21 protein-coding genes and 3 pseudogenes are annotated in these 21,765 nt (G+C 45.5%); 12 read left to right on the forward strand and 12 right to left on the reverse strand.

Annotated features, from left to right (window positions below):
* Nucleotides 1-19: 19 nt before the first annotated feature.
* Nucleotides 20-922, reverse strand: coding sequence for a Dyp-type peroxidase (locus KW548_14475; protein QXX06282.1), 903 nt, complete (start codon nucleotides 920-922; stop codon nucleotides 20-22).
* An 82-nt stretch (nucleotides 923-1,004) separates the two neighbouring features.
* Nucleotides 1,005-1,463 carry a DUF2919 domain-containing protein gene (locus tag KW548_14480; protein ID QXX06283.1) on the reverse strand — a complete coding sequence of 153 codons (459 nt, stop codon included), beginning with the start codon at nucleotides 1,461-1,463 and terminating at the stop codon, nucleotides 1,005-1,007.
* Between the two features lie 205 nt (nucleotides 1,464-1,668).
* Here KW548_14480 and KW548_14485 point away from each other — a divergent pair, with 205 nt between their 5' ends.
* Nucleotides 1,669-2,013, forward strand: a complete 345-nt coding sequence (locus KW548_14485) for a DUF2956 domain-containing protein (protein QXX06284.1) — start codon at nucleotides 1,669-1,671, stop codon at nucleotides 2,011-2,013.
* Complete coding sequence (locus KW548_14490) at nucleotides 1,997-2,350, forward strand: DUF4156 domain-containing protein (protein ID QXX06285.1); 354 nt, start codon at nucleotides 1,997-1,999, stop codon at nucleotides 2,348-2,350. Before KW548_14485 ends, KW548_14490 begins: the two co-directional genes overlap by 17 nt.
* Here the strand turns inward: KW548_14490 and KW548_14495 are convergent.
* A complete protein-coding gene (locus KW548_14495) occupies nucleotides 2,347-2,634 on the reverse strand; it encodes a helix-turn-helix domain-containing protein (GenBank protein ID QXX06286.1) in 288 nt (95 codons plus the stop codon). The two genes, KW548_14490 and KW548_14495, sit on opposite strands and share 4 nt — an antisense overlap.
* 213 nt (nucleotides 2,635-2,847) lie before the next feature.
* Between KW548_14495 and KW548_14500 the strand changes: the two are divergent.
* The 4 genes and pseudogenes from KW548_14500 (at nucleotide 2,848) to KW548_14515 (ending at nucleotide 5,225) form a co-directional block, all read left to right on the forward strand.
* Nucleotides 2,848-3,194, forward strand: a pseudogene (locus KW548_14500) (ArsC family reductase).
* A gap of 17 nt (nucleotides 3,195-3,211) precedes the next feature.
* Nucleotides 3,212-4,345 carry a succinyl-diaminopimelate desuccinylase gene (gene dapE, locus KW548_14505; protein ID QXX06287.1) on the forward strand — a complete coding sequence of 378 codons (1,134 nt, stop codon included), beginning with the start codon at nucleotides 3,212-3,214 and terminating at the stop codon, nucleotides 4,343-4,345.
* A gap of 2 nt (nucleotides 4,346-4,347) precedes the next feature.
* Nucleotides 4,348-5,031 carry a M15 family metallopeptidase gene (locus KW548_14510; protein ID QXX06288.1) on the forward strand — a complete coding sequence of 228 codons (684 nt, stop codon included), beginning with the start codon at nucleotides 4,348-4,350 and terminating at the stop codon, nucleotides 5,029-5,031.
* Complete coding sequence (locus KW548_14515; GenBank protein ID QXX06289.1) at nucleotides 5,031-5,225, forward strand: DUF2897 family protein; 195 nt, start codon at nucleotides 5,031-5,033, stop codon at nucleotides 5,223-5,225. Before KW548_14510 ends, KW548_14515 begins: the two co-directional genes overlap by 1 nt.
* A 6-nt stretch (nucleotides 5,226-5,231) precedes the next feature.
* Here KW548_14515 and KW548_14520 read toward each other — a convergent pair whose 3' ends face one another.
* A complete protein-coding gene (locus tag KW548_14520; GenBank protein QXX06290.1) occupies nucleotides 5,232-6,008 on the reverse strand; it encodes a Zn-ribbon-containing protein in 777 nt (258 codons plus the stop codon).
* 2 nt (nucleotides 6,009-6,010) lie between these two features.
* The gene (gene syd / locus KW548_14525; GenBank protein ID QXX06291.1) at nucleotides 6,011-6,556 is read right to left on the reverse strand and encodes a SecY-interacting protein; all 546 of its coding nucleotides are present in this window, start codon (nucleotides 6,554-6,556) and stop codon (nucleotides 6,011-6,013) included.
* Nucleotides 6,557-6,645: 89 nt separating this feature from the next.
* Between syd and queF the strand changes: the two genes are divergently transcribed.
* The 6 genes and pseudogenes from queF to KW548_14555 all read left to right on the forward strand — a co-directional run bounded on the left by queF (nucleotide 6,646) and on the right by KW548_14555 (nucleotide 14,815).
* Nucleotides 6,646-7,491: an NADPH-dependent 7-cyano-7-deazaguanine reductase QueF gene (gene queF / locus KW548_14530; GenBank protein QXX06292.1), complete on the forward strand. Its 846-nt coding sequence runs from the start codon at nucleotides 6,646-6,648 to the stop codon at nucleotides 7,489-7,491.
* A 15-nt stretch (nucleotides 7,492-7,506) separates the two neighbouring features.
* Nucleotides 7,507-9,776: pseudogene (locus KW548_14535) on the forward strand (tetratricopeptide repeat protein).
* Between the two features lie 111 nt (nucleotides 9,777-9,887).
* Nucleotides 9,888-11,453, forward strand: coding sequence for a diguanylate cyclase (locus KW548_14540; GenBank protein QXX06293.1), 1,566 nt, complete (start codon nucleotides 9,888-9,890; stop codon nucleotides 11,451-11,453).
* Between the two features lie 208 nt (nucleotides 11,454-11,661).
* Nucleotides 11,662-13,023: a nucleotide 5'-monophosphate nucleosidase PpnN gene (gene ppnN / locus KW548_14545; protein ID QXX06294.1), complete on the forward strand. Its 1,362-nt coding sequence runs from the start codon at nucleotides 11,662-11,664 to the stop codon at nucleotides 13,021-13,023.
* A gap of 67 nt (nucleotides 13,024-13,090) precedes the next feature.
* A pseudogene (xni, locus tag KW548_14550) lies at nucleotides 13,091-13,875 on the forward strand (flap endonuclease Xni).
* 190 nt (nucleotides 13,876-14,065) lie between these two features.
* Nucleotides 14,066-14,815, forward strand: a complete 750-nt coding sequence (locus KW548_14555) for a DNA/RNA non-specific endonuclease (protein QXX06295.1) — start codon at nucleotides 14,066-14,068, stop codon at nucleotides 14,813-14,815.
* A gap of 30 nt (nucleotides 14,816-14,845) precedes the next feature.
* Here KW548_14555 and rlmM read toward each other — a convergent pair whose 3' ends face one another.
* The 7 genes from rlmM to pomA form a co-directional block, all read right to left on the reverse strand.
* On the reverse strand, nucleotides 14,846-15,937 hold the full coding sequence (gene rlmM, locus KW548_14560) for a 23S rRNA (cytidine(2498)-2'-O)-methyltransferase RlmM (protein ID QXX06296.1): 1,092 nt from the start codon (nucleotides 15,935-15,937) through the stop codon (nucleotides 14,846-14,848).
* Entirely contained in the window at nucleotides 15,934-16,332 is a 399-nt protein-coding gene (locus tag KW548_14565) for a DUF423 domain-containing protein (protein QXX08082.1), read from the reverse strand. The genes rlmM and KW548_14565 overlap by 4 nt, the downstream gene beginning before the upstream one ends.
* On the reverse strand, nucleotides 16,322-16,945 hold the full coding sequence (locus tag KW548_14570; GenBank protein ID QXX06297.1) for a dienelactone hydrolase family protein: 624 nt from the start codon (nucleotides 16,943-16,945) through the stop codon (nucleotides 16,322-16,324). Before KW548_14570 ends, KW548_14565 begins: the two co-directional genes overlap by 11 nt.
* On the reverse strand, nucleotides 16,938-17,846 hold the full coding sequence (locus tag KW548_14575; protein ID QXX06298.1) for a transcriptional regulator GcvA: 909 nt from the start codon (nucleotides 17,844-17,846) through the stop codon (nucleotides 16,938-16,940). Before KW548_14575 ends, KW548_14570 begins: the two co-directional genes overlap by 8 nt.
* Nucleotides 17,847-18,246: 400 nt before the next feature.
* On the reverse strand, nucleotides 18,247-19,695 hold the full coding sequence (thiI, locus tag KW548_14580; protein QXX06299.1) for a tRNA 4-thiouridine(8) synthase ThiI: 1,449 nt from the start codon (nucleotides 19,693-19,695) through the stop codon (nucleotides 18,247-18,249).
* A 140-nt stretch (nucleotides 19,696-19,835) separates the two neighbouring features.
* The gene (locus KW548_14585; protein QXX06300.1) at nucleotides 19,836-20,765 is read right to left on the reverse strand and encodes a flagellar motor protein MotB; all 930 of its coding nucleotides are present in this window, start codon (nucleotides 20,763-20,765) and stop codon (nucleotides 19,836-19,838) included.
* Between the two features lie 30 nt (nucleotides 20,766-20,795).
* A complete protein-coding gene (gene pomA, locus KW548_14590) occupies nucleotides 20,796-21,560 on the reverse strand; it encodes a flagellar motor protein PomA (protein QXX06301.1) in 765 nt (254 codons plus the stop codon).
* Nucleotides 21,561-21,765: the final 205 nt, after the last annotated feature.

Here is a 21,765-nt window from a genome sequence, read left to right on the forward strand (position 1 = left end):
TTAGTTTGCTTTCATTGACTTACTTAAGCTTTAACCCGTTTAGCATTTCTACAGACGGGGCAAAGAAGTATGCGCCTGTCACGGCTCTAGTAAAGCGCAATAACTGGTCTGTTTTACCATCAGTCTCGCCATACATGCTTTCCAGCATGGCTTTAAAATTGTGTAACGTATTGCAGTAGGCAATAAACAGCAGGCCATGCTCACCTGACACACTGCCATAAGGCAAGCTATGGCGAACAATCTTCAGGCCTTTACCTTCTTCTTTAATGTCCACACGACCAACGTGGGACGCAGCTGGCACATTATCTAACTCAATCGAATCCGGTTTAGTCCGCCCGATGACTTTTTCTTGAGCAGACACATTCAGTCGATTCCAAGAAGGCAGGTCATGGACAAAACGCTGGACCATAACGTAACTGCCACCAGCCAACTCTCCTTGAGGAATAATGGCCACTTCATGACGCTGGCTCTCTTTCGGGTTTTCTGTCCCATCGACAAAATCCGTCATATCTCGCGAGTCAAGATAGCGATAACCATAGGTTTCATCAACCACTACTACGTTGTCTGAAGCTTGTGCAAAGAATGTGCGCAGCAGATAAAAGTGCAAATCATGACGATTCGAATGGCAGTGGATAAGCACATCTACATCAGAACTCGGCGCTATGGTGCTGCCTTCTCCAAGCGGTGGGAAGTCAATCAGTTCGTCTGGCATTGCAGCATCACATTTTGACCAGAACGACTTGCTGAACGCAACGGAAAGAGTCAGCTCAGCCCCAGGTTGCTGCTGATTAAGCTCTTCTACAAGTGTTAGTAGAGCCTGTAGCTGTTCCAGTACGGCAGCATGTTCCTGTGTCACCTTAAGCAGCGTGTATTGAGCGAAAGGTCCTGCTTCAGGAAGGATGGCACTTTGAGGGATTGTCATTTTTATGTCCTCACATTTACATATTTGCTCAGTGTATTGGGTTCTGTTTTAAGCGTATTGATAGCGTTCATCACCTGTTACGTCAATCAGATGGCGGCGCAGAAAAACAATCGCGTACGCTGCGACTCTTATAGATATAAAGCATAAACCACAGCAGAAATAGCAAAGTGGCGGCATTCGCCCAACGAAAAGCGCCATGCTCTAGATAGACGTGATAAAGCGTTTGAACAAACTGGCCGCCAATCGCTAGCATGGTAATCGTTTTACCCCAACAGACTAACTGGCTTATCCATTTTCGTTCCGGGCTGCGCAAGCTGATCATCCACATTAACGCGATGCTAGGCAGCCCCATCGCCAACCCCAGATACAACATTGAATGATCGGGGTAGACAATATTGAGGATCTTAACGCCGCTTTCTCGGCTCGCACCAGCGACAACAAAGACCACCCAAGCTTTGGCGAGAAACAGCCAACCCAGCCAGAGCCATTTAGGGGCTTTGAGAAAACCATGTTTATCGTATTGTTCTAAAGCGTATCGCACTGATTGGTCACTGCGGTTGAAAGATTAGACTCCACTCTATACCAATTGAATTTTTTTGCTATCAGATATTAGCCATAAAACTCATTGGCTATTAGATGATAGAAAGTACATCTCGTAACGTGCTATTTAGTGGAGTAACTTCAATGATGAACAAGATTAGATCGTGTTAAAATAAAGCGACATTAATCTCGCGGTAACAACCTTAATGAACAACAAAGTCGTGCCATCACAGGAAACACAACAAGAAGCGATGAATATTGCCAAAGCTACCCAGAAACCCGGCCAAACCAAAGAGCAAACCAAGTTGATCGCTCAAGGCATAGAAAAAGGCATTGCCCAATACAAGAAACAGCACAAAGAAAAAGCCCGCCAGGCAGACAAGGCTAAGAAAAAAGCGCAGAAAGCCAAACAAGCTCAACACGCTGCACTAGTGCAATCAAAAGCTGAAACAGTGACAACGATAGAAGCACAATCAAAAACCAATATGCTACCATGGGCACTGTTAGCCCTTAGTTGGATTGGTTTTATTATTTATGTCACTCAAGTTTAGTCAGGTATGCAAAATAGTTATGTCGCTTGCTTTAGTCGCAGGTTGTACAACCCCAGCCACTCCACTCAATCATGATGCCAACATGGTCCAGATTAGAATGGACAGCAGTTTCGATCCCTCGAACTGTCAATGGCAGGGCGATCTTACTGGCAGTGAGGGACACTGGTACACTTACCTATTCTACCCTAACGATATCATGGTTCAGGGAGCCGTTAATCAAATAAAAAATCGCGCCAGTCAGCTTGGCGCGAATACCGTTTTTATGACCTCACCACAAGACTTCACCACATCATTTACCATCCTGGGCAGTGCCTATAACTGCCCTGCAGGTCGTTAGGCACAAAATCCCAAAGAAGCAGCGATGTCAGCTTCTCTGTCCAATACCCACTGGCTATCGAAAGGCCCCCAATCAGACAACTGATAATATCCATCATTGTGTCTGCGACCATCCTGAATGAACATCAGTTCGATGCCAATACCAGGCAGAGCTTTTATTACGTCTTGAATCGTCCGACGCGGCCAACCTGTTTCCTCAATCAGTTTCGGCACATTCGGCCTGTCGAGATTCTGAACCAGTAATGCTAGATATAAGCGCCTTGCAAAAACAGGACTCAATTCCATTGATACCTCCTATAAATTTCTAGAGTCATTATTTCTGTTTTGCTTTGCGGTGTGTTGCGTTTGATCAATAACTCATCGATCCTCAGCGTTTGAAACACATTTTTTTTGTAAGATAAAATATATTAGAGACACTTTTGTCTCTGATAACAGTTCCTGCTAGGATGCCAAAAAGCTTCTAATAACTTTATATAAGTCACTCTCAAGGGTTTAACTATGACAATCACCATGTACGGAATTCCCAACTGCGATACCATCAAAAAGCCAAAAAATGGCTGGAAGCAGAAGGGGTGGAATTCCAATTCCATGACTACCGTAAACAGGGCGTTGATAAACAAATGGTTGAAACATTTTGCCAACAACTCGGCTGGGAAAATGTGCTTAACAAACGCGGCACGACTTTTCGTCAGCTAACTCAGGAACAGAAAGACGGCCTGAACGAAGCCAACGCTATTGATCTGCTGGTAGAGCAACCGGCGATGATCAAACGCCCAATTTTAGTCTCTGGTGATGACTACCACCTTGGCTTTAAAGCCGATCAATACTCAGCCATTTTCTCTTAAGCAAAAGGAATTCAAGGATGACAGACAGCCCTACTTTGGCGCTTGCAAAAGACTTACTTAGCCGCCAATCGGTAACACCTGTGGATGCAGGTTGTCAGGATGTGATGATTGAACGCCTGAAAGCTTTAGGATTTGAAATTGAAGTGATGGTGTTTGAAGACACCACAAACTTCTGGGCACGTCGAGGCACAGAAGCCCCACTGTTTGCGTTTGCCGGTCACACTGATGTTGTGCCAGCGGGAAATGTCGAGCTATGGGATACGCCTCCATTCGAACCGACTATGGTTGACGGCTATCTACATGGTCGCGGAGCCGCCGATATGAAAGGCTCTCTAGCAAGTATGATTGTTGCTGTTGAGCAGTTCATTGCCGAAAACCCTGACCATAAAGGTTCAATTGGCTTTCTAATTACTTCAGACGAAGAAGGCCCATTTATCAATGGTACAGTCCGTGTTGTCGAAACCCTAATGGCGCGCGACGAAAACATCGACATGTGTATTGTCGGTGAACCATCAAGTACTGAGCTCGTCGGCGATGTGGTGAAAAATGGTCGTCGAGGTTCTATCACTGGTGACTTGACCGTTAAAGGTATTCAAGGCCATGTGGCTTACCCGCATTTAGCTAAAAACCCCGTTCACCAATCACTGATGGCAATTCATGAATTGGCGTCAACCGAGTGGGATAAAGGCAACGACTACTTCCCACCCACCAGCTTCCAGATCCCGAATGTACATGCGGGAACGGGTGCTTCTAACGTGATCCCGGGCGAGTTCAATGTTCAGTTTAACCTGCGTTTCAGCACCGAGCTTAACAACGACATGATCGTTAAGCGCGTCACTGATACTCTTGATAAGCACGACTTAGACTACGAGCTTAAGTGGACCTTCAACGGCGACCCATTCCTGACAGATACTGGCGCACTTCTCGACGCTGTGGTTGACGCCGTTGATACCGTCAATCAAACCAAACCAGCTCTACTTACTACTGGAGGCACATCCGATGGTCGCTTCATTGCCCGTATGGGTGGTCAGGTAGTGGAGTTAGGTCCGGTTAATGCAACCATCCACAAGGTGAACGAGTGCGTGAAAGTAGACGATCTTGAGAAGCTGACCAAGATGTATCAGAAAACACTGGAGAATCTTCTGGCGTGAACATGACCCCTGAGCAGCTGACTGGCAAAGTTTCAACTCACCTAACTGACGCGATGTTTGGTCAGAAGATTTTCGCCGTGCACCCTAATGTCGAACACGATTTACAAGCTTTGCGACAAGCGGCGGCTCAGGCTGGTTTCAACCTCAATATTGCCAGCGGTTTCCGCGATTTTGAACGCCAGAAGGCTATCTGGAACAAAAAAATGGCTGGTCAAACAGCCATTCTTGATAAAAACAGCCAACCTCTAGATAGCCAACGCCTTTCTGATGCAGAAAAGATTATGGCTATCTTACGTTGGTCTGCACTACCGGGCGCCAGCCGACATCATTGGGGATGTGACTTCGATGTATTTGATCGCAGCAGTCTACCTCAAGACATCCAGTTACAGCTTGAACCATGGGAATACCTAACAGGCCATCAGGCAGATTTTTATCGCTGGCTCAGGGAGTCTCTAACTGAATTTGGTTTCTTTTTTCCATATGCAAAAGATCAGGGCGGTGTCGCAGCAGAGCCATGGCACATTAGTCATGGCGTAACAGCATCGTCTTGTTTGTCACTGCTTAGCCTGGAGACACTTCAAAAAGAGCTGACAAACAGTGGAATACTGGGTGAGGAAGTGGTGTTGTCGAATCTCGAAACGATCTACAATCAATTTATCACCAATATCTCCAATGAGGTGGATTAATGGAACTACTCACCAACCCTTGGGTGATCATCTTTATCGTCTTGAGTGTCATCATAGGTAATATTGCCGCACTGAAGTACACGGCCAAAATGAAGTTTGGACAAACGGATAAAAAAGCTCGCTCGCAAGACGAACAATCCACTGAGCAAGAGGAAAAAAAAAGACCCGTAATAACACGGGTCTTTTTCATTTAAGAGGCACTATTTGATGTGATCCCAAGAAATATTGGAGACAATTCGGCATTCATCGCACTTAAAGTGGAAAATGTCATGCAGTGGTTCATCCAATAACCACTCTCCGCCGCATTTAGGGCATTTACGCTGTTTTTCATCTGTCAGACTTTTGCCACCGACTCGGTACTGATAGTAATAGGTCGGAATTTCCGTCACATATTCGATCCGACCACGTAAATCCCAGCCACGTTTGAAAAGGACACTGTCGGCATCGCAAATCTCATGCAGTGCCGCATGCTCTGCTCGGCAAGCACCAGCCATCTGAATTTCATCACACGCCTGCCACTCAGTCTGCCATTTGATGACCGCTTTATGGTCGCCATTGAGCGTTGGTCCATTGCGATAAAGAGGAATTGGCAACAAACTTTCCCCGCTGCGCAAAGGCGAACAAGTATGCACATATGTGGTGTAGAGTACCTGCCATTTAGGAGTGGTTTCTTCTGCCGCTTGCTCTGAATTCAAATCTCGCCCAAGCAAGCGGGCTTTAGGCGCTAACAAGCACGCTTCAGCTAGTCGCTCGATGCAGACGTTAACAAAATCCGAATGATATTTAGGGTGCAAACTTTCCTGCTCTGGGCACACGACTCGAACAAAAAATTCCCCTTCTCCCATCACGATAGGGAACTCACGCCCAAGTACCTGACCGTTATAACGCAACGCGTCCATCAGGCCATTAATCGCTTTATCGACGGCAGAAATGGTGGTGTTATCAAAACACTCAAACTGTAATTCAACAACGTACATAGTTATACCGCAGGCTCTAGGTTAACCAAAAATTCCGCTACATTCTCGGCAAGAACATCGCGTTTATCAGTACCCAATCGTTCGAGAATAACGTTACCTGTCAGGTTACAAATAGAAATCACGTCCAACTCCGCATCGGTTGCTGCGATGAAAACCGTTGGCTTCAGTTTAAGTCGACGCTGAGTGACTAGATGGCCAAGAATGTTTTCCTGCAAACGAACAAAGTCTTCATCACTCCATACCTGAAGTAGAGTCAACTCGTTCCCGTTCCAAGTCGCCTCCATATCCGCACTGTACTGCGAACCGTAGAAGGTTTTAATATCTTGATGGAGTGTCAGTTCGATACCATTTTCAACATTAGTGAAATCCGCTGGTTGCTCACGCTCATCTGCCTGCCATTCAACATAGTCAGTCTGCTTTGCTTCAACGCAAGGTGACACGAGATCCACCAGCTCTTCGCTTCTTGGCAAATGTCCATGGGTGTCAAGACAGCTCTGACGGTACTTTTCACTGAACGAGCGCAGCGCTTGCAAGGCAGTTTCAGCCATTAGATTCTCCAATTGAGTCTTCGAATGTTCGCTTTTAACGACAGGATTGCGTAAAATTCTCGCCATTCTAATCCAAATCTATGCAAAGTATGAGCAAATATTCTGACGCAAAGGAACTGGCGGGGTTAACGCTCGGTCAAAAAACCGAATACGCCAACCAATACGACGCTTCTTTACTTCAACCTGTGCCACGCAGTTTAAACCGCGATGACCTGAATCTAAATGATGAATTACCATTTCAAGGCTGTGATATCTGGACACTGTACGAGCTGTCTTGGTTGAACGAGAAAGGTCTGCCACAGGTAGCCATTGGAGACGTGTCCATTCCTGCGACCAGTGCTAACCTGATTGAATCCAAGTCCTTTAAGTTGTACCTCAACAGTTTCAACCAAACCCGCTTTAGCTCATGGGATCAGGTTGAACAAACAATAGCAAAGGATCTCTCCCACTGTGCAGGTGAAGAGGTTTCAGTCACTATTCGTTCTGTCGTCGACTATACCGACAGTGTGGTCGTGACAATGGACGGGGACTGCATTGATGATCAGGATATCGAGATTGAGAGCTACGAGTTTGATACCAGCTTGCTAGAAGGTGCGGTTAAACAAGAACACGTCTCAGAAAGTCTGCATAGCCACCTTCTCAAATCCAACTGTCTGATCACTAACCAGCCAGATTGGGGCAGTGTTGAGATTCAGTATCAGGGTCAAAAAATCAATCGTGAAGCTCTGTTACGCTACTTAGTGTCATTCCGTGAACACAATGAGTTCCATGAACAGTGCGTTGAACGTATTTTTACTGACATTATGAAATACTGTCAGCCAGAAAAGCTCACCGTGTACGCTCGATACACGCGACGCGGTGGTCTAGATATCAACCCTTATCGTTCAACAGAGCACGCACAACCTGCTCATAACCAACGTATGGCACGTCAATAAGGATTGGATTAGAGAATGCAGATTTTGCGCTGGGAACGTTTGTTTGGACTATTGGTTTTATTTCTGTCATCCCAAGTGATGGCGTCGACCGTCTATTCATCGGCAATGCTCAATGAAGCCAGTACGCTGGTGGATATCGTACCAAAACAATCCAAACAACTCGCGTCCAATTATCTCGCACAGCGCAAACTGACTGACCAAACAGAAAAGAGCCCATCAGCCATCTCACGAGATGACTCTGACAGCAGAGTTAGAACCCCCGGCGGTTCCATCGACGCCCTAAAAATTCTAGCCCGTGCAGAATTCAACCTTGGTAATCCTGAACAAGCCCTTAAGTATCTTCACGAGGCTAAAACCCTAACGACCACTTATCGTCTCCCATATTTGCGTCTCGATTTACGGTTACTCGAGATCCGCTTGCGCTGGAAAAATGATGGTGATGCAGAAAGCGCTAGAAATGACATTTTGAAGGTTGAACAAACGTTTAATGCCATCCAGAATCCAGAGCAACTGGCTAAGGGGCTCAATTATCAGCTGAAAATGCTTAAGGCAGACATCGCCTCTGCTGAAGGCAAGATAGCACTGGCTAATCAGTTATACGAGGATATGATTCCTTACATAGAACAATCGAAAAACAAGCATACTGTCATCGCCTATCATATTGCGTTGGGTAAACACTTTCTTAGCCATAAGATTTATAACAAGGCACTTTCTGAACTGTTAACTAGCTACTGGGGGCGATTGAAGATACATCAGGACTGCAACTGGCTGAAGTTAACCGTCTGTTAGGACAACTGTTCTACGAACGACGCGTACTCGATAAAGCAACCGATCACTTTTCCCAAGCTGCCGATTTTTACGACAACTATGAAAATTCACCGATTCTGCCTCCAATTCTCAAACGAATGGGCGATATCTATTATCATCAGGGCAAATACAATCTGGCCTTAGTACACTATTTTAATGCCATCGATCATGAACGTATTCAGAATAACATTGAAAACGTCATCGCCATTCGTCTCGCTCTGGCGGCCACGTACTTACAACTCGTTAACTTCCCTCTCGCCGAGCAATACTTGGAACGTGCCGAGGAACTTCTGGCCTATGTCGACATTCCAAAGCTCAAAGCACAAGCACTACTGTTAGAAGCTGGCTTAGCCTCACATCAGAGACATCCCAAAGAGGTCGTAGCCAAAGCGAATAGAGCATTAGACATCGCTATCAAACTTGAAGATCTTTCTATACAGAAACATGCCTATCAGATGTTGAACGTCGGTAACGAACTATTGGGTAACTATAAGGCGGCTTTGCAATATCTCCAACAATACAACGCACTGGCCAGTATTGAACAGCAAGAATTGGATCTGATCAACGAAGATGACTTCCGCCAACAAAAAGACATCGTTGAACAAACACTTCATCTAGTCGGACAAAAGCAAAAGTTGGAGCAAACTGAAAACGAATATCATAAATTCCAGAAAATCTCATTCACACTGTTTGTGACCTGCGCACTGCTGTTTATCTTCTTACTCCGCCGCGGCCACATAATGAGTGTGCAAAAAGATGAAATCGATGAGCTGAATGATGATCTCTATACTCACTCCCGTTCTGGTCTTAAGAACTTGCGTATGCTCCATGCCAAGCTACCTGCGTCGTTGGAAGCAAGCAGCCACAAGTTTGAAAAGTGGCATGTGGGGGAACTCATTCATGAACCACTGAACGATCGGCTGCGCTTTGTGATGATCGATGTCCCTTTCTTACGCAACATGTACTTACAACATGGCTACTCACATGGACTCAAGATTGAGAAAGCCTTTGGGCAGTACCTCAAAGAGAAGGTACAACGCCCAGCAAGGGTGTATCATTTCTCCGATGCAAACCTACTCTACATCGAGCCGAACAGCGATAGCATGGCGGATCCAGAGCAAGGCTTCGAAACAATACAACGCTGGGTGGATGAATTCGCTCAGAAATATGGGCTGAATAATATCATTCGTATGGGAATGGCTGACTACCCATTTTTACCCAGAGCCTATACCGCCATCAATGATAAAGAATTGCTGGATATTTTGCTCATGTCGACCAGTGCTGCACGCACTTTGAGTATGAAGGAACATTCAAGCCAATGGGTATATTTAAAAGCCATTGAGAACGCGCCTGCGGCCAGCCTAGCAACCGGTAATATTCGCAAAGCGTGCAAACATTCCATCAGCCAGGGGCTGATAAAAGTGCACTCTTCTTACAAGAATGAGGAGAGCATCAAAAAATTATTAAAAGATGAGTAAAAGCTGCTCAAACGGATAATGTTGAACGTGACGCGGTAATTTTATTTGTTATTATCGTTCGATTAATTAATAAGATCCTCTTCGATCTTATCTTCATAAGTATAGATTTTCATGGACGTCCTCGAGCAAGATATTCAGTCACAGCTGCACAATCTGAAATCTCAATTAGAGCAGGTTCGATTGACACAAAGAGATACCTCGTTCAAATTTAAAAGAGAACAAAAGGTATTAAAGCGTATCCTTGCGTCACTGAGTGATGCATGTGGCGGTGAAGATCCAAGACTAAAGTCAGGGCTAACCGAACTTAGACAAGCGATAGAGCAACAAAAAGACGTCAGTTCACTGATCCCGAAGCTGGCAGTGCTTGAGCGTTTGCTCAAGCAACAGAGTGTGGCTATGGAAAAACAGACTGAGCATCTGGACTCCCAGATAAAACACAGCGGCGAAACTCTGTTACGAGTAACGGGCCTGCCAGCAAAAGTAAAACGCGACCTACGCGATTTGCTCAGCTATTCTAGTGGCGTCGAGCGCCCTAAAGCAGACTCAGCAATGAAGTTGCTCGCGATTTACGAACGCTCCTTGAAAATCATCACATCCAACCCTGACTCCGCCAGTAACCAGATCACTAGTAGCGCTGACAAAGAGCTGTTGTTGCGCCTGTCGGATGAACTACAACACGTCATCACTGAACTGGACTTTGAAGGTGAATCTGGTGACTTACTGACAGATATCCGCGCTAAGTTGCTCCTCGGTGTCAATACGCATGTGTTGATTGAACTGACTCTTCAGGTACTGAAGTTAGTCATCGATGGCACTAAATATGAACGAAAAACCTCAGAGCAGTTCTTGGAGCAAGTCAATGCGTCGCTTTCCTCGACGCTAAAAAGTTCTTCCCAGAATGTCGATCAAAGTCAAACCTACTTTGAGCATCGTCAGGACATGAATAGTGAACTGGATGAATTAGTTGCTGAGACTAAAGCAAAAGTCGACAGTGCTAGCTCCCTCGATTCGCTACAAACACAACTCAACCCAATACTGGCGAAACTGAGTTCTCTTTCTGAACGCCTCCATCACGCCGAGCAACGTGAACAAGCTCTGATTGAACGTATGGGGTATGGCAAAAACCAGCTGGAAGCCTTATTCGAAGTCACACAAGATTATCGTCGCCGCCTCGAAGATCAAGCACAGAGGGTCCTACTGGATCCGCTTACCAAAGTGTACAATCGTACCGCTTTTAATGATCGCTTGGAATTGGAATACCGACGTTGGATCCGGTCACAGAACAACCTACGTATTGTTATGCTCGATATTGACGGTTTTAAATCGATTAATGACAGCTTTGGCTATACCGCAGGTGACAAAGCACTGAAGATCATTGCCCGTACGATAAAAAAAGAGTTATCTGACACTGACACCGTGGCGCGCTTTTCTGGAGAAGAGTTCATTTTGTTAATGCCAGACGGCTCAGATAGTGACTGCTTTAATACTATCCAAAGTATTCAAAGCAAAGTTGCAAAACTACCGTTCAAGTTTCGTGAACAAAACCTTGTTATTACTATGTCTGCTTCAAGCACAGGCTTTAAAGAATCTGACACACCGGAAGAAGTGTTGGAGCGTTTAAATCGCGTATTAAACGAAGCGAAGACCATCGGCCCGAACCAGCTAGTGTGGAAATAACGCTCTTCTCTACTTTCTTCAAAAGCCATTCACAGCGTGATTGATCTAGTTATATCAATCAGTTAGCCTTTTATATCCTTCAAAGCATGCTAAGATTGTTAGTACCTGTCGTATTTACAATGCGCTATTAACGGCGACGTATACGCAGAGTCACAACCATTATAAGAAGAGTTTTGTAGAGAAGTTTTCTCTCATCAAGGAGGTTACTATGATCACGCATATCAGTCCGGCTGGTAGTATGGATCTGCTTTCTCAGCTCGAAGTTGAGCGTCTTAAAAAGACTGCCGCCAGTGATCTTTATCAGCTCTACCGAAATTGTACGCTTGCGGTACTGAATTCAGGCAGCCACACAGATAACTCCAAAGAACTGCTCGATAAATATAAGTCGTTTGACGTCAATGTTGTTCGTCGCGAGCGTGGAATAAAGTTAGAACTCAATCATGCGCCTGAACATGCTTTCGTCGATGGACACATCATCAAAAGTATTCAGGAACATCTATTCTCTGTGCTGCGCGATATTGTCTACGTCAACATGCACCTTGCAGACAACCAACGCCTCAACCTAACCAATGCCAGCCACATTACCAACTTGGTATTTGGCATATTACGCAATGCCGGAGCCCTGACTCCAGGTATTGAACCTAATCTTGTCGTTTGTTGGGGTGGACACTCTATCAATGCGACTGAATACCAATACACACGAGAAGTCGGTCATGAACTCGGCTTGCGTGAACTCAACATCTGTACAGGTTGTGGACCAGGGGCAATGGAAGGGCCAATGAAGGGAGCGGCGATTGGCCATGCAAAACAACGCTACTACGATCAACGTTATTTGGGTCTCACCGAACCATCCATCATTGCGGCTGAGCCACCCAACCCAATCGTCAATGAGCTGGTGATCATGCCAGATATCGAGAAACGTCTCGAAGCCTTTGTGCGTATGGCACATGGTATCGTGATCTTCCCTGGCGGTGCAGGAACCGCAGAGGAACTACTTTACATTCTTGGAATCATGATGCATCCAGACAATGCGCACCAACCACTACCTATCGTCCTAACGGGACCGAAAGAGAGCGAAGAATACTTCCGCTCTATTGACCGATTCATCGGTGAAACTTTAGGTGAAGATGCTCAGCGACACTACGAGATTGTCGTTGATGATCCAGAAAAAGTAGCGCAAATCATGAAGCGCGCTATGGCAGATGTTCGCCAGCACCGTAAAGACACAGGTGATGCGTATAGCTTCAATTGGTCACTTAAGATAGAACCGGAGTTTCAACTGCCTTTCGAGCCAACCCACGACAATATGGCAAGTCTTGATCTGCACCTAAATCAACGCCCTGAAAACCTATCAGCCGCTCTTAGACAAGCCTTTTCAGGTATCGTAGCAGGTAATGTAAAAGCAGAAGGTATTCGTGAGATTGAGCGCCACGGCCCGTTTGTGCTTGATGGGGATGTCGCGCTGATGAAGAAAATGGACAAGTTACTACGTGACTTTGTTGCTCAGGATCGTATGAAGTTACCTGGTGGAACCGCTTACGAGCCATGCTACCAAATAAAGACAAGCTGATCGCAGCTGGTAATCTGTGTTTCATGCTTTACAATAAGGGCTTCTTAGCCCTTATTTTTTGATTTTTATGTCTATTCATCTTGTTATTATTGATGCTTTGAACCTGATTCGACGCGTCCATTCGGCGCAACCCGACCCAAACGATATAACAAGAACCATTACCACAACCACACGAACATTGAATCGAATCATCAGCGAATCGCAGCCAACGCACATCATTGCAGTATTCGACCATCATCTCCAAGAAAGAGGTTGGCGCGCTGCAGTTCTGCCTGAGTACAAGCAAAACCGCAAACCCATGCCAGAGCCATTGCTTAACGGTTTGGATGCAATTCAGCAAGCATGGTGGGAACTAGGGATTGATTCTCTGCTCTCTGAAGGCGATGAAGCCGATGATTTGGTGGCAACGTTGGCAATGAAAGTGGCGAGTCATAAAGAAAAAGTGACGATCATCTCAACAGATAAGGGCTACTGCCAGCTGCTGTCACCGACTTTACAGATCCGCGATTACTTTCAACATCGTTGGCTTGATGCACCTTTTATCGATAAAGAGTTCGGCGTCAAACCCTCTCAGTTGGCTGACTACTGGGGATTGACTGGCGTGAGTTCCAGTCAGGTGCCGGGAGTCCCCGGTGTTGGCCCGAAGGCGGCCAAAGAAATCCTTACCCAGTTTGAAGATATTGAACAAGCCTATGCATCCGATGAGCTGGTCGCCAAATATCGTAAGAAACTCGATGAGCACATCGATTCCGCCCGCCGATGCAAAAAGTTTCGGCGTTGAAAACAAACATTGAGTTGGGTTTCAATCTACAAGATATTCGCTTTACTGGCCCCCATACTCCTTCAACCTAACGCAGCTCAAGCTCAGGCCTTTAATTATAAAACCGTGTTTATAAAATCTGTTGTGAAATCCTTTGCCTTCACACATTTAACATTCACCCAATCAATGCCAGACCAAGAATTGATTAATTCTTAATCAAGATCACAGCACTACTGACTATTTACTCTATTTTTCATAACTCCAATAACAAGGAGCATAATAATGAAAAATACTATTTTACTTAGTCTTGCTGTTGTCTTTTCACTGCCAGCCGCAGCACAAACCTGCGGTCAGCACCTCGACGTTGGCTTACCTTCCTATCAATCTGATCACGTCCTTTGCCGCGACGGCTACGCGGTAGGCTACAACTACCAGATGAAAAACGCAGACTGGGTTGCCTATCACATCACGGCAGACAGTGTGAACGCCAGCTATAAACGCAGTAACAACTTCAAAGAAGATTCTGAACTGCCTGATTACGCACGCTCAACCCTCGCCGATTACAGTGGCTCTGGTTACGACCGTGGACACCTTGCCCCTTCCGCTACAATGGACTTTAGCCAGAAGTCGATGACACAAAGCTTTTTGATGAGCAATATGTCACCTCAGCTTCCGGGCTTTAATCGTGTCGGCTGGCGTATTCTCGAGAAGCATGTCCGCGATCTCGCCAATGCATATAACGAACTGTACGTCGTGACTGGGCCAATTTATCAAGGCGGTGAGAGCAGCATTGGCAACAATGTCGTGATTCCAAGTGCCTTCTATAAAGTCATTCTTGATCCCTACTTCAACGATGCGATTGCGTTTGTCGTCCCACATCGTGATGTTTCCAGTAGCGAACTGGCAAGCTTTGTCACCACTATTGACGATGTCGAACAACAAACCGGGCTGGACTTCTTCTCACTACTTAGTGATAGCGTTGAGAATTCAATGGAATCCCAGCTTTGGGAGATGTGGCCGACATCAGAGTAAATCTAAAAACGCTCCCGAGGGAGCGTTTTTTTATCTTGGCGAGATGTTCGATAAACACTGAACATGTACCGTTATCTCTTCACGATCGTGGTAAAGGTGTTTCGCCTGGAGCTTAAATTTCACTTTATTCTCAATCAGGAAGATCTTGAGGTTTTCAATATCTTCCAGAACTTCATCGTAACGACCTTTCATTGGCAATTTCAGGTTAAACAACGCTTCTTTAGCCCAACCACTGATGATCCACTCACCCATCAATTGAGCAACGCGAGATGGCTTCTCTACCATGTCACAAATTAACCAAGTCACGTTTTTACGTGCAGGCTCAAATTTGAAACCATCTTCCTGATGATGCTTAACCTGACCAGTTTCCATCAGGCTATCAGCCATCATGCCGTTATCCACCGCGTGAACAAACATCGAGCGCTTAACCAGCTGATAAGTCCAACCTCCCGGGCACGCACCCAAATCAACACCCCACATACCAGCAGCCAGACGTTCATCCCATTCTTCTCTTGGAATGAAGACATGAAACGCTTCTTCTAACTTAAGCGTTGAGCGGCTTGGTGCATCTGCTGGGAATTTGAGACGTGGGATCCCCATAAAAAACGGTGAGTTATTGCTTGGCAGAGAATAACCAACAAAGCAGTGACCAGGAGCGATAAAACAAATGTGCAGAACAGGCTTTTTAGGACTGTCTTTCGGCAACAAAATGCCTTTGCCGCGCATGGCTTGACGCACAGGAACCGTGAATTTACGACAAAACTTAAGCAGTTCTTTCGCTTCGTTGGTATCCGGTGTTTCGATGCGGATATCACCACAGCGTGGGAAAGATTCAACCTCGCTGAGCTCTTCTAAAATAGGAGAAATACGGTCTTCGCGTGGAAGGTCTTTAATCTCCACCGCAACTGCAAACATCTGACGCGCAAAAATCAAAGACTTAAAGTCGAGTTCTTTCGCCAGACGTTCCGCATCACCCGCCTGATAACATTCAAACAGTACGTAACCAGTGTTGTTCTTTACACGAGGGAAGCCAAACACTTCAAGTTGAGTTGCGCGATCCTGAATTTCTCCAGCACACTCTTTTTCAAAACCAGATCGGCAGTAGAGCATTAAGTGTTTCACTGATTCACCTCTTTAATCTGTAACGCTGCGAAAACAAACAGTCCCCAGCCAAGCATAAAGGTCAAACCGCCAAATGGAGTGATAGGTCCAAACCATTTGATTGCGGTTAATGCAAGGGCGTAAAGACTGCCACTAAAACAAAAGACGCCGATGATAAAGCAATTTGCAGCAAGGGCGAAATATTTTTGTGCTTTCTCAACCATGCCTATCCTAAGTAAGACTCCACAAAGTAAAATCGCTAGAGCATGAATAAATTGATACTGAACGCCTGTATTAAAGACATCCAGTAAATAAGGTGATAGTGATTGCTTTAACCCGTGAGCGGCAAAAGCGCCGAGTGCGACACTAACTCCGGCAAATATACCACCAACGGTAAGTAACTGCTTACTTTTCACCATGACTCTCCAATATAAAATCCGCTAGATGCTCAACCGCCAGAGCGATATTGCCCGCTTCGGTATGACCAGAGCTCTTTCTAGGTTTGAAACTATGATCGCCATCAGGGATAAATTTCACCTTGATGTCATCTGAGAGAGCGAAATCTTTAAACTCATCCTGCTTACCAAAAGTATCCCTCTCCCCCTGAAGGATTAAACACGGCTTATTGAGCGTCGCCAGATGCTCGCCTTTGTATTTTTCGGGTTTACCCGGTGGATGAAAAGGAAAGCCTAAACAGGCAATCGCTGCCACGTTACCATCTTCAGCAAGCAAGCTGGCCATGCGCCCGCCCATGGATTTCCCGCCAATCACAACAGGTACATCAGAAAACTCGCCAATTACGGCCTGATACGCTTCTAGAAGCTTGGGCGCTCGATCTGGCGGGCGACGTTTGCCATCTTCGGCGCGTTTAACCATATATGGGAAGTTAAAACGGACAACTTGAATCCCTTTCTTCGCTAACCCTTTCGCTACCGCCGTCATGAAATCATGATCCATACCGGCTCCCGCACCGTGAGCAAAAATAAAAACGGGTCTACCTTGCTCACCATCAATCAGAAAATCAGTCATCAAGTAGCTCCTCTTGCTCACTTTGTGCCTTGGCAAGCATCCAGTCACGGAATGTGGCAATGCGCCCCATATCAGCCTGTTTGTCGTGACACACCACGTAGAACGCGTTCTTAGACACTAACAGCTCATCAAATGGCGCAATCAGTCGTCCCGCTTCCATTTCTGGCTGAGCTAAGACGTTGTTACCTAACGCAACTCCCTGCCCATGTGCTGCAGCTTGCAACACCATAGTCGAATGACTGAATATAGGGCCGTGATTAACGTTAATGCCTTCAATACCGTGTTCTTTAGCAAACTGCTTCCAATCTTTTCGCGAAGTATCATGAAGCAATGTATGGTGCTTAAGGTCACTTAGAGTTTCTAATGGTTTATTGCTCAACAACAGAGATGGAGAGCAGAGTGGGATAAGAAATTCTTGATACAATTTATCCGCACGTAACCCCGGCCAATTTCCTCGACCATAGTAAATCGCAACGTCTACATCGTCAGTAAGTGAGCCTTCATCCATATCTACCGCTTTAATACGAACATCAATATCCGGTTCCTGCTGATTAAAGTCGGCTAGACGCGGAACTAGCCATTGAATCGCGAAGCTGGGCGGTAGGCTGATAGTCAATGCGCCTTTTTCACTGCGTTCTAACACTTTATCTGTCGCTTCTGAAAGCGAAGTAAAGATATCTTTGATATCCAGAAAGTAGCTTTGACCTTCTTCCGTTAGCAGCAATGAACGGTTACGTCTCCTGAACAGTTTCAGGCCGAGAAACTCCTCTAACGCTTTAATTTGATGACTAACTGCAGCCTGAGTCACAAATAACTCCTCTGCTGCTCTAGTAAAGCTCAAATGACGTGCAGCAGCTTCGAACACTTTTAAAGAGTTCAAAGGTGGCAATCTTCTAGACATGGCACCCTTCCATAAATTGGATTAGTTTTTTTAATCTGAAACATTATAAAATGTCCATTGCCTGACGACCAGAGAAATTCTATATTTCCCCACGCAGCAAGAGCCAGAACGGCTTGATTCTTTTTTGAATCAATTGGCACTTTGTTGCGATGTTGTGTTTGCAAACTCGTATTTCGAGTTAGGTAGGTTTCTACCAAGTTTCGCCTCTCTAGCTAGAGACGAAACACATACTTCCTGTATTTATTTTGACCTGTCTGTCAAATTATTTAGCACCGCCTAACGGCGGTGTTTTTTTATCCATTTCATTTATCAAGATACCCGTTAAATATCATGAAAAAGCCATACAAATAAAAAAGCGCAAACCGGACGATTTGCGCTTTATAGATGCTGAAAATCCGTATTAAGGGCGGTAAACTTTAACGTTAGTAAAACCTTGGTCTAGCAGGTATAACGCTTGTAAACGACTCATAACACCACGCTCACAATACAGCAAGTATGTTTTAGACTGGTCTAAATCGCCAAACTGAGTACCCAGCTTGTAAAAAGGGAGATGCTTCACTTCCACTCCTTCAATTTCAAGTGGGTTATCTTCTTCTTCTTCTGGACTACGAATATCGAGTACAGTCGCATGCTGCTCAACCGCTTGAACTTGCTCTACTTCAGGAGCCGCTTCTTCAGACTCTTTCGCAATATCACGGATGTCCATCTGACGAGCATCACGGACCACTTGCTCAAGAATACTAAAATCAAACTTGTCTTCTTCAGCGTCAAGTTTCGCTTTGACGGCTTTCACTGTCGGTTTCTTCGAAATCACGCCACAGTACTCAGGCATTGTCTTGGCGAAGTCTTCCGTACCGATATCGCGCGCTAAATTGATGATATCTTCTTTATCCCAGTTAATAAGCGGGCGTAGAATCAAAGTATCTGTAACGTTATCAATATGGCGCAAGTTAGTTAGGGTCTGACTTGATACTTGACCTATTGCTTCACCAGTGACCAAAGCCTGAATACCAAACTTCTCAGCGACCAAACCAGCAGCACGCATAAACATACGCTTGAGAATAACCCCCATTTGGCCATCGTCGACCTTTTCAAGAATTTCAGCTACGACCGGCTCAAAATCAATCGAGATAAAGCGTACTTTGGCAGAAGAACCATACTTGTTCCACAGATAGTGTGACACCTGCTTAACACCGATTTCGTGCGCAGGGCCACCAAGGTTAAAGAAGCAGTAGTGCACTTTAGAACCGCGCTTGATGTGTAGGTAGCTTGAAACACCAGAATCAAAGCCACCCGAGATCAGGCTCAATACATCTTCTTGGGTACCAAGAGGGAAACCACCCAGGCCTTTGTAACGTTTAATGACTTGGTTGAGCTTTTCGTTTGCCACTTCTACTTTGATCGTCACATCAGGATTACGCAGTTTCACGCTTGCACTTTCAATCGCTTGGTTCAGGCCACCACCAACGTAGCGTTCCAGCTCGATGGAGGTGAAGTCGTGCTTACCGCGACGCTTAGCTCGAACAACGAATGTTTTTCCCTCAAGGCTAGGACGATTAAGTTCAAGTACCTGCTCGAAGATATCATGCAAATCTTTAAACTCTGACTGCTGAACTTCCAATACATGATGGATACCTGGAGTTTGAGTCAGCACTTCCACTGTTTCTTTGTAGAAGTCATCCGACTCCGCTGTAACTTCAATATGGTCACGACGGTTGAAAACAGCAACAGACTCTGTACGACTCTTAATAATGTTACGGATATTGCATTCAAGAATCTTTGTGAAGCGCTTACGCACAGATTCACTTTTTACAAAAATTTCTGGATGGGGCTTTACGATAAATTTCATAATTCACTTCACAAGTTTACTGTTTGCTATTCTCACGCTCTACTGAGCCTAGCAGCTTAGCGTTACGCTGCCTCTAAGGGCGCAAGATTATACATGAAGCAAAGACCATAAAAAAGACGAGCATTTAGCTCGCCTTTTTCTCAGTTAGTACTTGGTAGAGATGGGACCTCATCACTATAGAGAGGCTCTCCCTGCATAATACTGATTTCAACACGTCGGTTACGCGAACGCTGAGCTTCAGTGTCGTTTGGACCTAGCGGCTGTGTATCAGCCATACCTCGCACCTGAAGGCGTTGATGAGAGAAGCCACGTACTTTTTCCATTTCCTGCGCGACAGAGACAGCACGCTGAGCTGACAGGTCCCAATTCGAGCGATACAACTCAGAGTCTAGGCGTTGATTATCGGTATGTCCTGAAACTCGCACTATACCCGGAATATCTTTAACTAATTCCGCAATTTGCCGGACTAAAGGTCGAAATTTGGGCTGAAGAAATGCAGAACCCTCAGGAAATGCCCCTTTCTCACGAATACGGATATCAATCTGCTGGCCTAAGTTCTCAACTTCAACCGCACCCTGCTCAATTTCACGCTCCAACGCTTTCTTTATACTCTCCATCAAAGTTTCCAGCTCCTGCGAGAGTTCTGCTGATTGCTGTTGTTCGCTGTCTGATTCTGAGTTTTGACTGTCCTGAGTCGAGGTATCGGGTGACTTGCCACCGGTTTGTTTCCCTTTATCACGCTGCGTACCACCAGCACGATCAGATTCACCTTCATGAAATTCCAGTGTCTGTTGGGTAATATCAATGGTCTGCTGCATGATGACATCAATCGGTGTCGGCTCAGGACGCCCGGGGCGAAATTCCTGAGCAATGATGCTTGTTCCTTTAGGAATATCTTTAACTTCCAATCGGTTCTGTACACCGAATGCAAATTTCATTGAACCTGCGATTTGCTTAAACTTCAGAACGTCCATCTCAGAGAACGACAACAGAAGTACGAAGAAGCACATCAACAGTGACATTAAGTCAGCAAATGTTCCCATCCATAGCGGTAAGCCGGGGGCGGGCATTTTGGTTCTTCATCTTCCATACCAACAACCTTACTCGTTATCTACATCAAGAGCACGCTTACCTTCGTTAAGGTAATTCTTAAGATAGCTGTCGATAACGCGCGGGTTTTGTCCATCCTGAATAGCGAGTACACCATCCATGATTAAGCGACGATTGAGTTTTTCCTGATCACGACGCAGTGACAGCTTGTCAGCAATAGGGAAAAACACCATGTTAGATAAGATAGCACCGTATAAGGTCGTCAGAAGCGCAACCGCCATGGCTGGACCGATAGCTTTGGGGTCATCCATGTTAGACAACATGGCAACTAGACCAACCAAAGTACCTATCATTCCCATTGCGGGCGCAACGTCGCCAAATGCGCGAAACACACTCGCACCGAAGTCATGACGCTCATCGGTTAGGACAATATCTTTTTGCAGTGCAGCTCGTACAACATCGGCATCATGGCCGTCGACCAATAAATCGATACCTTTTTGCATGAAGTTGTTGGTGATTTCCATTTCTTCAAGTGCTAGAAATCCCCCTTTACGTGCTGCGTCTGCCATTTCGACCACTTTGGCGATCAAATCTTCTGGCTCATCGACTTTGAACATGAAAGCTTTGCCCGCAATCTTCGCCGCACCGAAAAACTGCCCCATGGTAAATTTCATTAGGACAACAAATGTCGAGCCGCCCACAACGATAAGTATGGAGGTTACATCGATGAACATCATTATGCTTCCGCCAAGAATCATCGCCATGATGACGAAAGCAAAGCCGCCAATGAGCCCTATCAGCGTTGCTAAATCCACAAAGCACTCCTCATGCTATCTTTTAAGCTATCTGGTAAATTATATCGGCAACATCTTCAGATCTTTAGTGTTTTATTGGTATCGTACTCACACAAATATAGATGTTATAGCGACATAGTAAACCAGACTAAAGCCGTGACGTGACCTTTATAAGATAATATTGACCGCGCCACCTCGATTTTTCTGTCAATTTTCCTCGGTTAAA

The sequence above is a fragment of the Vibrio neptunius genome (assembly GCA_019339365.1).
Taxonomy (GTDB): Bacteria; Pseudomonadota; Gammaproteobacteria; order Enterobacterales; family Vibrionaceae; genus Vibrio; species Vibrio neptunius.

Excerpts from the sequence above, each read along its gene's own strand:
- queF (QXX06292.1), top strand. The coding sequence starts at position 6,646 with ATGAGCAAATATTCTGACGCAAAGGAACTGGCGGGGTTAACGCTCGGT.
- KW548_14490 (QXX06285.1), top strand. The coding sequence starts at position 1,997 with ATGTCACTCAAGTTTAGTCAGGTATGCAAAATAGTTATGTCGCTTGCT.
- KW548_14540 (QXX06293.1), top strand. The coding sequence starts at position 9,888 with ATGGACGTCCTCGAGCAAGATATTCAGTCACAGCTGCACAATCTGAAA.
- KW548_14575 (QXX06298.1), bottom strand. The coding sequence starts at position 17,846 with ATGTCTAGAAGATTGCCACCTTTGAACTCTTTAAAAGTGTTCGAAGCT.
- KW548_14555 (QXX06295.1), top strand. The coding sequence starts at position 14,066 with ATGAAAAATACTATTTTACTTAGTCTTGCTGTTGTCTTTTCACTGCCA.
- thiI (QXX06299.1), bottom strand. The coding sequence starts at position 19,695 with ATGAAATTTATCGTAAAGCCCCATCCAGAAATTTTTGTAAAAAGTGAA.
- KW548_14520 (QXX06290.1), bottom strand. The coding sequence starts at position 6,008 with ATGTACGTTGTTGAATTACAGTTTGAGTGTTTTGATAACACCACCATT.
- KW548_14570 (QXX06297.1), bottom strand. The coding sequence starts at position 16,945 with ATGACTGATTTTCTGATTGATGGTGAGCAAGGTAGACCCGTTTTTATT.
- KW548_14510 (QXX06288.1), top strand. The coding sequence starts at position 4,348 with ATGACCCCTGAGCAGCTGACTGGCAAAGTTTCAACTCACCTAACTGAC.
- dapE (QXX06287.1), top strand. The coding sequence starts at position 3,212 with ATGACAGACAGCCCTACTTTGGCGCTTGCAAAAGACTTACTTAGCCGC.
- KW548_14495 (QXX06286.1), bottom strand. The coding sequence starts at position 2,634 with ATGGAATTGAGTCCTGTTTTTGCAAGGCGCTTATATCTAGCATTACTG.
- KW548_14485 (QXX06284.1), top strand. The coding sequence starts at position 1,669 with ATGAACAACAAAGTCGTGCCATCACAGGAAACACAACAAGAAGCGATG.
- KW548_14475 (QXX06282.1), bottom strand. The coding sequence starts at position 922 with ATGACAATCCCTCAAAGTGCCATCCTTCCTGAAGCAGGACCTTTCGCT.
- KW548_14515 (QXX06289.1), top strand. The coding sequence starts at position 5,031 with ATGGAACTACTCACCAACCCTTGGGTGATCATCTTTATCGTCTTGAGT.
- KW548_14585 (QXX06300.1), bottom strand. The coding sequence starts at position 20,765 with ATGCCCGCCCCCGGCTTACCGCTATGGATGGGAACATTTGCTGACTTA.
- syd (QXX06291.1), bottom strand. The coding sequence starts at position 6,556 with ATGGCTGAAACTGCCTTGCAAGCGCTGCGCTCGTTCAGTGAAAAGTAC.
- ppnN (QXX06294.1), top strand. The coding sequence starts at position 11,662 with ATGATCACGCATATCAGTCCGGCTGGTAGTATGGATCTGCTTTCTCAG.